9 protein-coding genes and 2 pseudogenes are annotated in these 14,977 nt (G+C 60.7%); 7 read left to right on the top strand and 4 right to left on the bottom strand.

Translation table 11 applies throughout. The annotated features are described in order from the left end of the window. Positions 1-95 precede the first annotated feature (95 nt). From JZ00_RS00050 to JZ00_RS31330, 6 genes and pseudogenes are all read left to right on the top strand, one after another. Complete coding sequence (locus JZ00_RS00050) at positions 96-3,575, top strand: response regulator (RefSeq protein WP_039590918.1); 3,480 nt, start codon at positions 96-98, stop codon at positions 3,573-3,575. Next, a complete protein-coding gene (locus JZ00_RS00045) occupies positions 3,575-4,390 on the top strand; it encodes a CheR family methyltransferase (protein ID WP_039590916.1) in 816 nt (271 codons plus the stop codon). The genes JZ00_RS00050 and JZ00_RS00045 overlap by 1 nt, the downstream gene beginning before the upstream one ends. Then, the gene (locus JZ00_RS00040) at positions 4,387-4,974 is read left to right on the top strand and encodes a chemotaxis protein CheB (protein WP_039590914.1); all 588 of its coding nucleotides are present in this window, start codon (positions 4,387-4,389) and stop codon (positions 4,972-4,974) included. The genes JZ00_RS00045 and JZ00_RS00040 overlap by 4 nt, the downstream gene beginning before the upstream one ends. Positions 4,975-4,979: 5 nt before the next feature. Then, a complete protein-coding gene (locus tag JZ00_RS00035; protein ID WP_039590912.1) occupies positions 4,980-6,245 on the top strand; it encodes a hybrid sensor histidine kinase/response regulator in 1,266 nt (421 codons plus the stop codon). Next, a complete protein-coding gene (locus JZ00_RS00030; RefSeq protein WP_030142671.1) occupies positions 6,238-6,615 on the top strand; it encodes a response regulator in 378 nt (125 codons plus the stop codon). The genes JZ00_RS00035 and JZ00_RS00030 overlap by 8 nt, the downstream gene beginning before the upstream one ends. A gap of 199 nt (positions 6,616-6,814) precedes the next feature. Next, a pseudogene (locus JZ00_RS31330) lies at positions 6,815-6,898 on the top strand (nucleoid-structuring protein H-NS); the annotation flags it as partial. A gap of 79 nt (positions 6,899-6,977) precedes the next feature. Here the strand turns inward: JZ00_RS31330 and JZ00_RS00025 are convergent. The 4 genes and pseudogenes from JZ00_RS00025 to JZ00_RS00010 all read right to left on the bottom strand — a co-directional run. Beyond that, on the bottom strand, positions 6,978-8,648 hold the full coding sequence (locus JZ00_RS00025) for a response regulator (RefSeq protein WP_039590910.1): 1,671 nt from the start codon (positions 8,646-8,648) through the stop codon (positions 6,978-6,980). Beyond that, positions 8,645-10,147 carry an ATPase domain-containing protein gene (locus tag JZ00_RS00020; RefSeq protein WP_039590908.1) on the bottom strand — a complete coding sequence of 501 codons (1,503 nt, stop codon included), beginning with the start codon at positions 10,145-10,147 and terminating at the stop codon, positions 8,645-8,647. Before JZ00_RS00020 ends, JZ00_RS00025 begins: the two co-directional genes overlap by 4 nt. Positions 10,148-10,299: 152 nt before the next feature. After that, on the bottom strand, positions 10,300-11,355 hold the full coding sequence (locus tag JZ00_RS00015) for a tetratricopeptide repeat protein (protein ID WP_039590906.1): 1,056 nt from the start codon (positions 11,353-11,355) through the stop codon (positions 10,300-10,302). A 196-nt stretch (positions 11,356-11,551) separates the two neighbouring features. Continuing rightward, positions 11,552-12,709 (bottom strand): annotated as a pseudogene (locus JZ00_RS00010) (efflux transporter outer membrane subunit); the annotation flags it as partial. Between JZ00_RS00010 and tssH the strand changes: the two are divergent. Then, positions 12,666-14,966, top strand: a complete 2,301-nt coding sequence (gene tssH / locus JZ00_RS00005) for a type VI secretion system ATPase TssH (RefSeq protein WP_235433042.1) — start codon at positions 12,666-12,668, stop codon at positions 14,964-14,966. The pseudogene JZ00_RS00010 and the gene tssH sit on opposite strands and share 44 nt — an antisense overlap. Positions 14,967-14,977 lie beyond the last annotated feature (11 nt).

Below are 14,977 nucleotides of genomic sequence, written 5' to 3'. Positions count from 1 at the left end.
TGGGATTTGCGTCCTTGAATCGTCAGAAATGTGGATCCAGCCCGTGATTTTGGGCAAACTCCATGATTTTCAACTGCTCACCAAGGCCTTCTTCCATGACTCCTTCGTCTTCGGTTGACGAACAAAGTTTTCGCAAGCTCCTAAGCCGTAACATCAGCCTTCCTCTTGGCATCGGTGCTCTCAGCGCGGTGTTCTTCATCGCGCTGATCACGTACTTGCTTTCGGTGATCCAATGGGTCGGGCACACCGATCGGGTGATCAATAACGCCAATGAAGCGCTGAAGCTGAGCGTCGACCTGGAAACAGGCATGCGCGGTTACCTGTTGAGCGGCGACGAGCACTTCCTCGACCCCTATGAGGTCGCCAAGCCGCGGATCGCAGTCGCGCTCGACACATTGTTGGAATTGACAGCCGACAATCCGGTACAGACCGACCGTCTGCACCGGATCCAGGCGCTGCAGGTGGAATGGACCAACTACGCCCAAGGCATGATCGATCTGCAACGCAGCAGCGGCGATTACCGCGGAGCAGTCAAGGCCGGGCGCGGCAAGCGGCTGACCGACGAGATACGCAAGTCTTTCGAAGATGTCGTCGAGACCGAACAGCAACTGCGTGCCGAGCGCAACGAGCAGGTACGCACTACCACGATCTGGAGCATCGCCCTGTATTTGCTGTTCGTTGCGGCTGTCAGTGGATTACTGGCCTATGTTGGCCGTCGGGACCTCCTGACGCTGTCCGGCAACTACAGCGCCAGCCTGAAAGTCCAGCAGCAGAGCGCGTTGCACCTGGAGAAGCAGGCTTGGTTGCGCAATGGCCAGACCCAGTTGGCCGAACAGGTCCTGGGCCAACTGACCCTGAACCTCCTTGGGCGCAACATCCTGCAGTTCTGCGCGCAGTACCTGGGCACTGTGGTCGCCGCCCTTTACGCACGAGAAGAAAACGGCACCCTGCGACGCATCGCCACCTATGGCATGTCCAGGGAAGATGACGAACTGCAGCAGGTCATCATCGACGGCGAGGGCATCGTCGGCCAAGCCGTGCGGCAAGGGCGTCTTATCCGGCTGGACGATGTGCCGGGCGATTACCTCAAGGTCAGCTCGGGGCTCGGCCAGGGGCTGCCCAACTGTGTGCTGGTGGTGCCGACCCGTGACGATGATCGCATCAACGGTGTCGTTGAGCTGGGCTTCCTGAGGCCATTGACCGAGCGCGACATCGAACTGTTGGAGTTGGTAGCCGGCAACATCGGCACGTCCATCGAGGCGGCTCGCTATCGCCAGCGCCTGCAAGAGGTATTGGCCGAGACCCAGCAATTGAACGAAGAGCTGCAAGTGCAGCAGGAAGAGCTCAAGACCGCGAATGAAGAGTTGGAGGAACAGTCGCGCATCCTCAAGGAGTCCCAGGCGCACCTGGAAGCCCAGCAACAGGAACTGGAGCAGACCAACGAGCAATTGGCCGAGCAGCGCGACGCCATGGACCAGAAGAACAGCGAGCTGAACCTGGCCCAGATCCAACTGCAGGAACGCGCCGAAGAATTGCAGCGCTCGAGCAAGTACAAGTCCGAGTTCCTCGCCAATATGTCCCATGAACTGCGCACGCCGCTCAACAGCTCGCTGATCCTGTCGAAATTGCTGGCGGAGAACCCGCATAACAACCTCAGCGACGAACAGGTCAAGTTTGCCGAGTCGATCTACTCTGCCGGCAATGATCTGCTTAACCTGATCAACGACATCCTGGACATTTCCAAGGTCGAGGCCGGCAAGCTGGAAGTGCGTCCGGAAAACACCAGCGTGGCGCGTCTGGTGGATGGGCTCCAGGACGTGTTCAGGCCGCTGACGGCTGAAAAGGGCCTGGCGTTTGAAGTGCAGCTGCTGCCTGATGCGCCGGCGATGTTGTACACCGATCGCCAGCGTCTGGAACAGATACTCAAGAACCTGTTGTCCAATGCCGTGAAGTTCACCGAACACGGCTCCGTCGAGCTGTCCGTGACCGGCCAGCCGGGTTCGGGCATCGCCTTCATGGTGCGTGATTCGGGGATCGGCATCGCCGCCGATCAACAACAGAGTATTTTCGAGGCGTTCCGCCAGGCAGATGGCACCACCAATCGCCGTTACGGCGGCACTGGGCTGGGACTGTCGATTTCCCGGGACCTGGCAACGTTGCTGGGGGGTTCGATTTCGGTATCCAGCGCGCCAGGACAGGGCAGTGTCTTCACGCTGGTCTTGCCGGAGCGCTACGTCGAGCCAGGGGAGAACCCCATTGAACCGGTGACATTCACTCCTACCGCAACCGTCCCGGCACTGAGCCGTGCGCCCGCGCCGGCGCCACTGGTGGCCGAGGTAGACGCGCCACTCCCGCAATTCCCTGACGACCGGGACAAGGCGCCGTTCGATTCCCGTTGCATCCTCGTCATCGAGGACGAACCCAAGTTCGCCCGTATCCTGTTCGACCTCGCCCATGAACTGGGCTACCAGTGCCTGGTGGCCCACGGCGCCGACGAAGGCTTTGACCTGGCCTTGCAACTGAGCCCTGATGCAATCCTGCTGGACATGCGCCTGCCGGATCACTCCGGGCTTACCGTCCTGCAACGGCTCAAGGAACAAGCCCAGACCCGCCATATTCCGGTGCACGTCATTTCCGTCGAAGACCGCGTCGAAGCGGCCATGCACATGGGCGCCATCGGTTACGCGGTCAAGCCGACCACCCGGGACGAACTCAAGGACGTGTTCGCGCGACTGGAGGCCAAGCTGACCCAAAAGGTCAAGCGGGTGCTGTTGGTTGAAGACGATGACTTGCAGCGCGACAGCATTACCCGCCTGATCGGCGACGACGACATCGAGATCACCGCCGTCGGCCTGGCACAGCAAGCCTTGGATCTGCTGCGCGACAACGTCTACGACTGCATGATCATCGATCTCAAGCTACCGGACATGCTGGGCAATGACTTGCTCAAGCGCATGTCCAGCGAAGAGATCTGTTCATTCCCGCCGGTGATCGTCTACACCGGGCGTAACCTGACGCGCGACGAAGAAGCCGAGCTGCGCAAGTATTCACGCTCGATCATCATCAAGGGGGCTCGCTCTCCGGAACGTTTGTTGGATGAAGTCACACTCTTTCTGCACAAAGTCGAATCGCGGTTGTCCCATGAACGACAGCGCATGCTCCAGACTGCCCGCAGTCGCGACAAGGTTTTCGAAGGCCGCAAGGTACTGGTGGTGGACGACGATGTGCGCAATATCTTCGCCCTGACCAGCGCCCTGGAGGCCAAAGGAGCGATCGTCGTTATCGGGCGCAATGGTTATGAGGCGATTGAACGCTTGAACGAGGTCGAAGACATCGACCTGGTGCTGATGGACGTGATGATGCCCGAGATGGATGGCTTCGAAGCCACCACGCTGATCCGCAAGGATCCTCGCTGGCGCAAATTGCCAATCATCGCCGTTACCGCCAAGGCTATGAAGGATGATCAGGAGCGTTGCCTGGCGGCGGGCTCCAACGATTACCTGGCCAAGCCGATTGACCTGGATCGCCTGTTTTCACTGATTCGCGTGTGGTTGCCAAATATGGAAAGAATTTAGTGGAACGAAACACAGACATTGAACTTCGTTTGTTGATCGAAGCGATCTACCTGAAGTACAGCTACGACTTCCGCGATTACTCCGGCGCTTCCATCAAGCGCCGGGTGCTGCATGCGCTGAGCCAGTTCGAGTGCAAGACCATATCGGCCCTGCAAGAACGGGTGTTGCATGACCCAGGCGCGTTCATGCAGTTGTTGCAGTTGCTGACGATCCCGGTCAGCGAGATGTTTCGCGACCCTGCGCACTTCCTGGCCATTCGCGAGGAAGTGGTGCCGCTGCTCAAGACCTACCCGTCGATCAAGATCTGGATCGCCGGTTGCAGCACCGGGGAAGAGGTCTACTCCATGGCGATCCTGCTGCGGGAAGAAGGACTGCTGGATCGCACGTTCATCTACGCCACGGACATCAATCCGCGGTCCCTGGAAAAAGCCAAGCAGGGCATCTTTTCCCTGGAAAACGTCCGGGCCTACACCCAGAATTACCAGCTTGCCGGAGGTAAGCGTTCGTTTGCCGACTACTATACGGCCGCCTACGATTACGCCATGTTCGACAAGACGCTGTGCAAGAACGTGACCTTCGCCGACCATAGCCTTGCAACCGACAGCGTGTTTTCAGAAACTCAATTAATTTCCTGTCGTAACGTATTGATATATTTCAATAAAAAGCTGCAAGATCGCGCTTTCGGGTTGTTTCATGAGTCCCTCTGCCACCGCGGGTTCCTGGTGCTGGGTAGCAAGGAGACGCTGGATTTTTCAGCCTTTAGTGCGCAGTTCGAACCCTTGGTCAAACAGGAACGGATCTATCGCAAGTTATGAATCCAATGACGGACAGATCCAGCCAGTTGATCGAGGCAGTCGTCGTCGGTGCGTCCGCCGGTGGCGTCGAAGCATTGCTCAAGATTTTCACGCCGTTGCGCAAAGGTTTTCGCCTGCCTGTCCTGGTGGTGTTGCATTTGCCCGACGAGCGCAACAGCCAGTTGGCTCAGGTGTTGCGCCACCGTCTCGCGATACCCGTTGAAGAAGCGCGCGACAAGCAAGACATCTGTCCGGGCACCTTGTATGTTGCGACGCCTGGTTATCACCTCTCGGTCGAGGCTGACCGTAGCCTGTCGCTGAGCCTCGAAGAGCCGGTTCACCATTCTCGGCCGTCGATTGACGTGCTGTTCGAATCGGCCGCCGATGTCTATGGCCCGCGTTTGCTGGCGGTGGTGCTGACGGGTGCCAATAGCGACGGGGCCAAGGGCTTGGCCAGGGTCAAGGCGCTGGGCGGCATCACGGTCGTCCAGGACCCGACAGAGGCACAGGTTGCCACCATGCCTGAAGCGGCGCTTGGCTTGCACGAGCCCGACCATATCCTAACTTTGCAGGGCATCGGCCAATTGCTGGCCGGGCTGGAATGAACTAAATGCCAAGAGATATTCAAGCCAAACTGCTGATCGTCGACGATCTGCCTGAGAATCTATTGGCCCTGGAAGCGCTGATCCAGCGCGACGACCGCGAGGTGTTCAAGGCCTTGTCGGCGGACGAAGCGCTGTCGCTGCTTCTGCAACATGACTTTGCCCTGGCGATCATCGATGTGCAGATGCCAGGGATGAACGGTTTTGAACTGGCCGAGTTGATGCGCAGCACGGAAAAGACGCGCAGCATCCCGATCATTTTTGTCAGCGCCGCCGGCCGCGAACGCAACTACGCCTTCACCGGCTACGAAAACGGCGCGGTGGATTTCCTGCACAAGCCGTTGGACACCCATGCGGTCAAAAGCAAGGTCAATGTGTTCGTCGAACTTTATCGCCAGCGCAAGGCGATGAAGGAGCAAGTCAATGCCCTTGAGCAGAGCCGTCGGGAGCAGGAGCAGTTGCTCCAGCAGTTGCAAGCCACTCGCGGGGAGCTGGAGCAGGCCGTGCGCATGCGCGATGACTTCATGTCGATCGTCGCCCACGAGGTCCGCACGCCGCTCAACGGCCTGATCCTGGAAACGCAGTTGCGCAAGATGCACCTGGCACGGGATAACGCCGCGGCGTTCACCCTGGACAAGGTGAAGGCGATGGTCGAGCGCGACGAGCGCCAGATCAAAAGCCTGATCCGCTTGATCGAGGACATGCTCGATGTGTCGCGGATCCGCACCGGCAAGTTGTCGATCCGTCCGACCCGTTTCAATCTGACGGCACTGGTGCAAAATCTGCTGCACAACTTCCAGCCGCAAATCGCCGCCGCCGAATGCACCGTGACGTGCATCGCCGAGCCTTTGGTGGAAGGGCACTGGGATGAGTTTCGCATCGAACAGGTGGTTTCCAACCTGCTGACCAATGCGTTGCGCTATGGCAGCAAGAGTCCGATCGAGGTGCGGGTCTACCAGACGCCCGAGCATGCCTGTGTCGAAGTCCAGGACCACGGTATCGGTATCAGCGAAGAGAACCAGAAGCGCATCTTCCAGCAATTTGAACGGGTGTCGTCCAAGGCCGCCGCCGCCGGCCTGGGTCTGGGATTGTTCATCTCCGAGCAGATCGTCACTGCCCATGGCGGTATCATCACGGTCAATAGTCGCCTCAACGAAGGGGCGTTGTTCCGCGTTTGTCTGCCTTTTCAGAAAACTGGCGAACGGACGCAACCTCTGAGCGACCCCAAGGTCGTATCAGCAGCTATTGATCCAACAAAGGCTTCTCATGAGTGAAGATGCGCAAGACGTTGTATTGATCGTCGAGGATGATCCTTCGATCCTGATGGTGCTGTCGGCTTATCTGTCAGGCGAGGGGTATCGGGTCTTGCAGGCCGAAAACGGTGAGCAGGCGTTCGAGATCCTGGCGAGCAAACCTCATCTGGACATGATGATTACCGACTTCCGCCTGCCGGGTGGCATCTCCGGTGTGCAGATCGCCGAGCCGGCGGTGAGGTTGCGTCCGGATCTGAAGGTTATTTTCATCAGTGGTTATGCCCAGGAAGTGCGTGAGACGGATAGTCCCATTACTCGCAAGGCGCCGATTCTGGATAAGCCGTTTGATTTGGATGTGTTGCAGGGGATTATGCAGGGGATGTTGTCGTAGTCTCTGCTGTAATGGCTGGTTGAGTACATATCCGTTTCTGCGGTAACGGCTGCTTATGGTTCCGCTCTTACAGCGGGTCACTTTTTTCAGACGCCAAAAAAGTAACCAAAAAGGCTTTGCCCCACCATTCGGCACCTCGCCGAGGCTCGGTGTGCCCTCACTCCGGCCTTGCTCCGTGGGCCGCCGCGAAGGGCCATCCATGGCCCAGCGCGGCTACCTCGGCATCCATGCCGAGGTGCCCACTGCGCAAGGCCTGCGTTCAGCCATCGTGGTTAACGGGGCGTCAAGGTCAAGATCAAGATCAAGGTCAAGGTCAAGGTCAAGGTCAAGGTCAAGGTCAAGATCAAAAGCAGTGCCACGCCTCAGACCTTGATCATCTCCCGCACCTTCGCCGTCAACAAATCAAATGTAAACGGCTTGGTAATCATCTGCATGCCCGGGTCGAGGAAACCACCGCGCACTGCCGCGTGTTCAGCGTAACCAGTGATGAAGAGCACCTTGAGGTCGGGCCGGATTTGCCGGCCGATTTCAGCCAGCTGTCGGCCGTTCATGCCAGGTAGCCCTACGTCGCTGATCAACAGGTCGATACGTTGGCTTGATTGCAGGATCGGCATCGCGCCATTGGCGTCGCCGGCTTCGACGAAGGCGTAGCCCAGTTCGCCCAGCACCGCGCTGACCAGGACACGCACCGCCGGATCATCTTCGACGATGAGCACGGTTTCGCCATCTTGCGCATAAGGCGCTTGTGGAACGACGACCTGGGGTTCGTGTATTTCTTCGCCAATGAAGCGCGGCAGGTAAAGGTTCACGGTGGTGCCTTTGCCGACCTCGCTGTCGATGGTCACGTGTCCGCGTGACTGCTTGCTGAATCCGTAGATCATCGAAAGCCCCAGGCCGGTGCCCTGGCCGATGGGCTTGGTGGTGAAGAAGGGATCGAATGCGCGACTCATCACCGCTTCCGGCATGCCGTACCCTGTGTCCTGTACGCTCAATACCACATAGTCGCCGGGTTCGAGATTCGTGTAGGCATCGGTAAAACCGGTATCCAGGTACTTGTTGAAAGTCTTTACCACCAGCTTCCCGCCGTCGGGCATGGCATCGCGGGCATTGAGGACCAGGTTGAGCAGGGCGCTTTCCAGTTGGTTGGGGTCGGCTTCGGCGATCCAGAGCTGTTCGTCCAGGCGCATTTCCAGGGCGATGCTTTCGTTGAGGCTACGTTGCAGCAATTCGCCCATCGACAGCACCAAGGTGTTCATCTGCACGGCCTTGGAGTCCAGGGACTGGCGACGGGAGAACGCCAGGAGCCTGTGGGTCAGGCCCGCGGCGCGATTGGCCGAGGTCACGCCCAGGTCGATCAGGCTATCGAGGTCTTCGGTGCGGCCCCGCGCCAGGCGTCGACGTAGCAGTTCAAGACTGCCGATGATGCCGGTGAGCATGTTGTTGAAATCATGGGCGATGCCACCGGTGAGCTGTCCAACCGCTTCCATTTTCTGCGATTGGCGCAGGGCCTCCTCATTGTGGCGCAACTGGGCGGTACGCTCCTCGACCTGCTGTTCAAGGGTTTCGAGGGTGTTTTGCAGGCGCAGCTCGCTGTTGCTGAGGTCGATCAGGCGGTCCCGGGCTTCGTATTGCCTTCGGCGTCCGCGCAATGCAGTGGTCACCAGGCTGACGAGCGTGACCGGATGGAACGGCCGCTCAAGGAAGGTCACGTTGCCCAGTTGCGCGCCAATGCGCGCGACTGGATTCTGCTCCGGTCCTCCGTGATGCGTCAGCAGGACAATGGGCAGGTCGGACCAAGCCGGCTGCTGTTCTATGTGCTGGAGCAGGTTCTCCAGCTCCGGACCTACCAGGGCTTCCGAGGAAATCACCAGCATGCCCGCCCCGTGCTCCAACTCTTCGCACAAATGGCCCAGATGACTGCATACGAGGCCATGGAAGCCGGCTTCGTTGAGAATCATCAGGGCAATCTGGCTGTCCCGTCCCAGCGGCGCGAGAATTAGCGCCCGCTCGGACAGTGGCTCGGCCGACGTCACTGGGCTTCATCCTCAAGCAACGGGTGACCCGCTCCCATATACGTTGGCACTCCGCGCAATACGCCTTGGAACGCTTCCAGGGGCTCGCCGATGGTCATGCCCCGCTTGTTGATACGGTATTCGCGGATGGTGGATTCATGGCTGCCGGTGCGCTTCTTGATAATGGAAATCGCGCGGCGAACCTTCCCCAGCGCCTCGAAATAACGCAGCAGGATAACGGTATCGGCCAGGTAGGTGATGTCCACCGGCGCCTGCATATCACCCACGAGGCCGTGTTGCGCGACAGTCATGAACGTCGCTGCGCCTTTGCGGTTGAGGTAGAGCAAAAGCTCATGCATGTGCAAGACCAGGGCGTTTTCCTCAGGCATCGCGGCCTGGTAGCCGTTGATGCTGTCGATCACCACCGTCTTGATGTCGCCTTCGTTGACGCAACGGCGTACCCGGTGGGAGAACTCGCCGGGGGACAGCTCGGCGGCATCGACCTGTTCGATCAGCAGGTTGCCGGTCTTCTGCAGCTCCAGCAGATCGATGCCGATGTGCTTCATGCGCTCGAACAGCAAACCCAGCTCTTCATCGAAAATGAACAGGGCGGCTTTTTCGCCGCGCTGTACAGCTGCTGCCGCGAAGATAAGGGAGATCAACGATTTGCCGGTACCGGCCGGACCAAGGATCAGCGTGCTGGAGCCGGTCTCGATACCGCCGCCGAGCAGGGCGTCCATTTCCTGGATGCCGCTGGACAATTGCTGGCGCACGTACTGTCCACGGTGCTCGGCGGCCACCAGGCGAGGGAAGACATGCACGCCGTCGCCCATGATCGTGAAATCGTGGTAGCCACCACGGTACTTCTGCCCGCGGTACTTGACCACGCGCAACCGTCGCCGCTCGGCACCGTAAGACGGAGTCAATTCTTCGAGGCGGACCACGCCGTGGGCCACGCTGTGCACCGTCTTGTCCAGGGATTCGGTGGTCAAGTCATCCAGGAGCAGGACCGTGGCGTCGTAGCGTACGAAATAGTGCTTGATCGCCAGGATCTGCCGGCGATAGCGCAGGGAGCTTTGCGCCAGGAGGCGGATCTCGGAAAGACTGTCCAGCACGACGCGGGTCGGCTTGAATCGCTCGACCACTTCGAAGATCTGCCGGGTCGCTTCGCCCAGCTCCAGGTCCGAGGAATACAGCAGGCTTTGCTGATGCTCGGCGTTGAGCAGGCTCTCGGGCGGGGTCAACTCGAAGATGTGGATGTTTTCATCCATGGTCCACCCGTGGGACGCTGCGCCCTGGCGCAATTCACGCTCGGTCTCCGATAGCGTGATGTACAACGAGCGCTCGCCGGCCTCGGCACCGGCTAGCAGGAAGTGCAACGCGACCGTGGTTTTGCCAGTGCCCGGTTCTCCCTCCAGGAGGAACACATGGCCTCGGGACAAACCACCGGAAAGGATGTCGTCCAGCCCTTCGATACCGGTGGCGGCTTTTGCGCTGATCAACTCGTTAGATGTAGTCAAAAATAGCCCTCTCATGACTAGGGAAGTGGGCAGCTGGCGGGTTCGTGCCTGAAATGAACTGCCTGAATACTTGACCTTTGGCAGTGATGGCGGTTCCGCTTCCTTTGACAAAACGCGTACTGCTGCACAACTTCTTGCCCTCACAGATCGGTCTATAAACCTTGCTGTATCGCCGGGTCGTCGGGGTTCAGTTGTTCCAGTTGAGCCAGCAATACCTGGACATGTTGCAACTGACCGGTTTCCTTCCAATAGTTGATCAGCAGGACCCGAGCGTTGCGGTCGGCGGGATAGCGCTGGACAATTTCCTGCAGCTGTTTCTGCGCCGCTTCCACCTCCTGCTCAGCATGCAGCGTGGTCGCCAGGTCGTAGCGGTATTGGCGATTATCAGGCTCCAGCTCCACGGCTTTCGCCAAGCCTAGCACCGCATATTCACTTTGCCCGTGCTGCAACAGCCACATGCCCAATGCATGTTGCAGATAAGCCGATGCCGGCTGCGCTTGCAACTGCCGGGCGAGCAATTGGCGTGCGGCTTCTCCCTGGCCTTGTTTGTCCAGCACATCGATCTGCATCACCAGTGCCGGCAGGTTGTCCGGTTGCAGCTGCAGGGTCTGTTCCAGCGCCTGCTGGGCTTTTTTCAGCTCGGCGTCATGCACATGCAGGCGGGCGAGCTGATAGAGCGATTCGGGCGTGGGTGGGCCGTCGTTCAGCACTTGCTTCCAAGTATCGACGGCAATCTGCATCGCGCCGAAATACAGGCCCAGTTCATCTGGCGACAGACCCAGCAGTGCATTCACGGCGGCGAAGCGGACGTCCGGCTCGTTGTCATCCAGGAGCGGGCCGAGCAGCAGGCTGCGCTGGGCGTTCGGCACCAGCCCGACGATGCTGCTGATGGCGGCACGACGCACGGCCGGCGATTCGCTGTGCAGATCCGCCTGCGCCAGTTTCAAGGCTTGGGGGCTGGGATAGTTGGGAAGTTCGGCGTGTAGCCATATGCGGCGCTTCGCAGAGAGGTCCGGACGTGCCAGTTGCTGGTAAAGCATTCGCGCCGCGCCTGGCTGGCCGTTGCGAGCGTTCTCCAATGCTTCGCTGTAACCGCGCTTGATGGCCTCGGGAACCTGCGGTGTGGCGTTGCGCAACCACATCGCGACGATGCCGATCGCCGACACAACGGCGAGACTGAGAAGCAGGTAGCGGCGAGACGAAGACATGCAGGTAATCCATAACCAGTAGCGCGAAATGTCGCAAGCTTCGGTCAGGCGGCGGCCCGAGTCAAACCCTGTGAATTATGGATCGACCCCGCAACGAACCCCGCTCGACAAATAAAAAAGCCCCGCGTCCGAATGAGACGCGGGGCAAACAATTGGTTGGTTGCGGCCAACCAAAGGAGCTCGGTTGGGAAGGGGGTCAGTTGCTGGCGACGGTTTCCGGCTGCCAGCCGCCACCCAGGGCCTTGTAGATCGCGACGATGCCGCGATACAGGTCGACTTCGGCCTGGGCCTGGCTGTCTTCGGCGGCCAGGCGTTCACGCTGGGCGTCGAGCAGCACAAGGAAATCCTCGGTGCCTTCGCGGTAGCGGATCTCGGCCAGGTCGGCGGCCGCGCGGCTCGATTCGCTCTGGCGGATCAGCGAGATCAGGCGTTGCTGGCGCTTGCCGTAGTCGCTGAAGGCGTTTTCCGATTCTTCCAAGGCCAGCAGCACTTGTTGCTCGTAGTTGGCCAGGGCGCCATCCGCTTCGGCGTTCGCGCCACGCAAGCGAGCCCGCACGCTGCCCAAGTCAAAAGCGGCCCAGGTAATGCTCGGGCCCAGCGCCCAGGCGTTGGCCGCCGAAGAGCCGATCTGCGAGCCGCGCCCGGCAGTGAAGCCGAGGAAACCGCTGAGACTGACCCGAGGGAAAAGGTCGGCCTTGGCCACGCCGATGCGCGCCGTGGCAGCGGCCAGTTGACGCTCGGCGCTGAGGATGTCGGGACGGCGTTGCAGCAGTTGCCCTGGATCGCCTATTGGCAGGGCCTTGGCAATGGCTGGCAACTGTTTAGGACTCAAGTCTACGGTCAGCTTGTCCGGCCGTTCGCCCAGCAACGTTGCGATGCGGTTGCGTTGGCGGGCCTGTTCGGCCTGCAATTGCGGCACGCTGGCCTCCACCGCGGCCAGGCGGGCATCGGCACGCACCACGTCAAGCTGATCGCCTACGCCGGCGTCGCGCAGGCTTTCGGTGATCTTGCGGGACGCCTGCTGGTTGTCGAGGTTCGCCAGCGCAATTTTCTCCCGCAGCTGTGCGCCGCGCAGTTGGCCATAGGCGTCCACCAGCTCGGCGATCATCGTCACCTGCAGTTGGTAGAGATCGGCCTCGGCGGCCTGCTGGTCGGCATCGGTCGCTTCCAGGTTGCGCTGGATGCGTCCGAACAGGTCCAGCTCCCAGGCCATGTCCAGGCCCAGGTCGTAACGCTCGGAATTGATCCGGTCGTCAGTCTGCCCCATCGGATTCTGGCCTTTGCCCAGTTCGCTGCTGGCGCGGCTGGTAATGGTCGGCATGGCGTCATTGCTGGCATCGTCGCGAATCGCCCTCAGCCTTGGCGAGTCGCAATTGCAGCGGTTGTCCGGGTTGCTGGATCAACTCTCCGATGAGCGTCCCGGCGAACAAGAGCTCCTTGTCGTGGGCAGGACGGATGTGACATTGAGCGAGCCTGCCGCCGGTAGCGCCAGGCCTGATGCACGGCAGGCGCTGCTGGACCGGTTCACCCAGGATCTCACTGTCCGGGCAGGGGAAGGACTGATCGATCCGGTGTTCGGTCGCGACGATGAAATACGCCAGGTCATCGACATCTTGAGTCGCCGACGCAAGAACAATCCGATCCTGGTCGGCGAGCCCGGCGTGGGCAAGACCGCGCTGGTCGAAGGGCTGGCGCTGCGCATTGCCCAGGGCGACGTGCCCGACAGCCTCAAGTCGGTCAGCGTGCGCGCGCTGGACTTGGGCTTGTTGCAGGCCGGCGCCGGGGTCAAGGGCGAATTCGAGCAGCGCCTCAAGCGCGTGATCGACGCGGTGCAGCAATCCGAAACACCGATCCTGCTGTTCGTCGACGAAGCCCACACGTTGATCGGCGCTGGCAACCAGGCCGGGGGCGCCGACGCGGCAAACCTGCTCAAGCCCGCCCTGGCCCGTGGCGAGTTGCGCACCATCGCCGCCACCACCTGGAGCGAGTACAAGCAATACTTCGAGCGCGATGCGGCATTGGCGCGACGCTTCCAACAGGTCAAGGTCGACGAGCCTGATGATGATCGCGCCTGCCTCATGTTGCGCGGGCTCAAGGCCCGTTACGCCAGCCACCACGGCGTGCACATCCAGGATGCGGCGGTGCAGGCCGCCGTCAGCCTGTCGCGGCGTTACCTTACGGGCCGTCAGTTGCCGGACAAAGCCGTCGACCTGCTGGATACGGCCAGCGCCCGGGTGCGCATGAGTGTCGATTGCGAGCCCCACGCGTTGGTCCGCGTCAAGGCGCGGCAAATCGCCCTGGAACTGGAACGCGAGGCGCTGGAAGCGGACCAGGTCCTGGGCGGTAGTGTCGACACCGAACGGCTGATGCAGATCGCCGTGCAGCACGCCGAGTTAAAGCACACTCGGGTCGAGCTGGAGCGTCAATACCGCCACGCGCTCGATGTGTCCCAGCAATTGCTCGACGCCCGCGAGGCAGAGCCGATGCGATGGGCTGATTGTGCGCGGTTGCAGCGACAGCTGGATGCCATCCAGGGCGACCAACCCTTGTTGCTGCTGGACGTCGACGCCCGCAGCGTGGCCGAAGTCGTCGCCGATTGGACCGGCGTCCCCCTTGGCAGCCTGCTCAAGGACGAACAAGCCAGCTTGCTGGATCTGGAACAGCAATTGGCCGAGCGCGTCATCGGCCAGGCCCCGGCACTCGATGCCCTGGCCCAGCGCCTGCGGGCGGCCAAGACAGGGCTCAGCGATGACAAGGGGCCGCTGGGGGTCTTTTTGTTGGTGGGCACCAGCGGGGTTGGCAAGACCGAAACCGCCTTGGCCCTGGCCGACAGCCTGTTCGGCGGAGAAAAAGCGCTCATCACCCTCAACCTTTCCGAATATCAGGAAGCCCACACCGTCAGCCAGCTCAAGGGCTCGCCGCCCGGTTACGTGGGTTACGGGCAGGGCGGGGTGCTGACCGAAGCCGTGCGCCAGCGACCCTATAGCGTCGTGCTGCTCGACGAGGTGGAAAAAGCCCACCGTGATGTGCTCAACCTGTTCTACCAGGTTTTCGACCGCGGCTTCATGCGCGATGGGGAAGGGCGCGAGATCGACTTTCGCAACACCGTCATTCTCATGACCTCCAACCTGGGCAGCGACGCGTTGCAGGCCTGTCTGCTGGATCAACCCGACGCAGCTGACAGCACGCTGCACGAGCTCATGCGGCCGATCCTGCGCGAACACTTCCAACCGGCCCTGTTGGCACGCTTCCAGACCCTTATCTATCGACCGCTGCAAGTCGATGCCCTGCAATGCATCGCCGCTATCAAGCTGGCCCAGGTGGCCAGTCGCTTGCAGCGTCACTATGGCTTGGACTGCAAGATCGATGACGCCCTGAACGAGGCCATCGTTGCCGCTTGCCTGCTGCCCGACACCGGGGCCCGCAACATCGACAGCCTGCTCAACGAACAGATCCTGCCGGTGCTCAGCCAACAGCTGCTGCAGCGTCGGGCAGCACAGTTGCGCACACGCGGGGTGCACTTGGGGTATTGCGAGGAGGAGGGGATCACACTGCGTTTCGTCGATGCCGCGGATGCCGCTGAGACGGTCGCCATGGAGGCTGCGCAATGAATATGCCCATG

This window comes from Pseudomonas frederiksbergensis, assembly GCF_000802155.2.
Taxonomy (GTDB): Bacteria; Pseudomonadota; Gammaproteobacteria; order Pseudomonadales; family Pseudomonadaceae; genus Aquipseudomonas; species Aquipseudomonas frederiksbergensis_A.
This window is presented reverse-complemented; position numbering and strand designations above follow the sequence as displayed.

What these genes read in the sequence shown, in the direction of transcription:
- JZ00_RS00050 (WP_039590918.1), top strand. Translation starts at nt 96, where the DNA reads ATGACTCCTTCGTCTTCGGTTGACGAACAAAGTTTTCGCAAGCTCCTA.
- JZ00_RS00040 (WP_039590914.1), top strand. Translation starts at nt 4,387, where the DNA reads ATGAATCCAATGACGGACAGATCCAGCCAGTTGATCGAGGCAGTCGTC.
- JZ00_RS00035 (WP_039590912.1), top strand. Translation starts at nt 4,980, where the DNA reads ATGCCAAGAGATATTCAAGCCAAACTGCTGATCGTCGACGATCTGCCT.
- JZ00_RS00030 (WP_030142671.1), top strand. Translation starts at nt 6,238, where the DNA reads ATGAGTGAAGATGCGCAAGACGTTGTATTGATCGTCGAGGATGATCCT.
- JZ00_RS00015 (WP_039590906.1), bottom strand. Translation starts at nt 11,355, where the DNA reads ATGTCTTCGTCTCGCCGCTACCTGCTTCTCAGTCTCGCCGTTGTGTCG.
- tssH (WP_235433042.1), top strand. Translation starts at nt 12,666, where the DNA reads ATGGTCGGCATGGCGTCATTGCTGGCATCGTCGCGAATCGCCCTCAGC.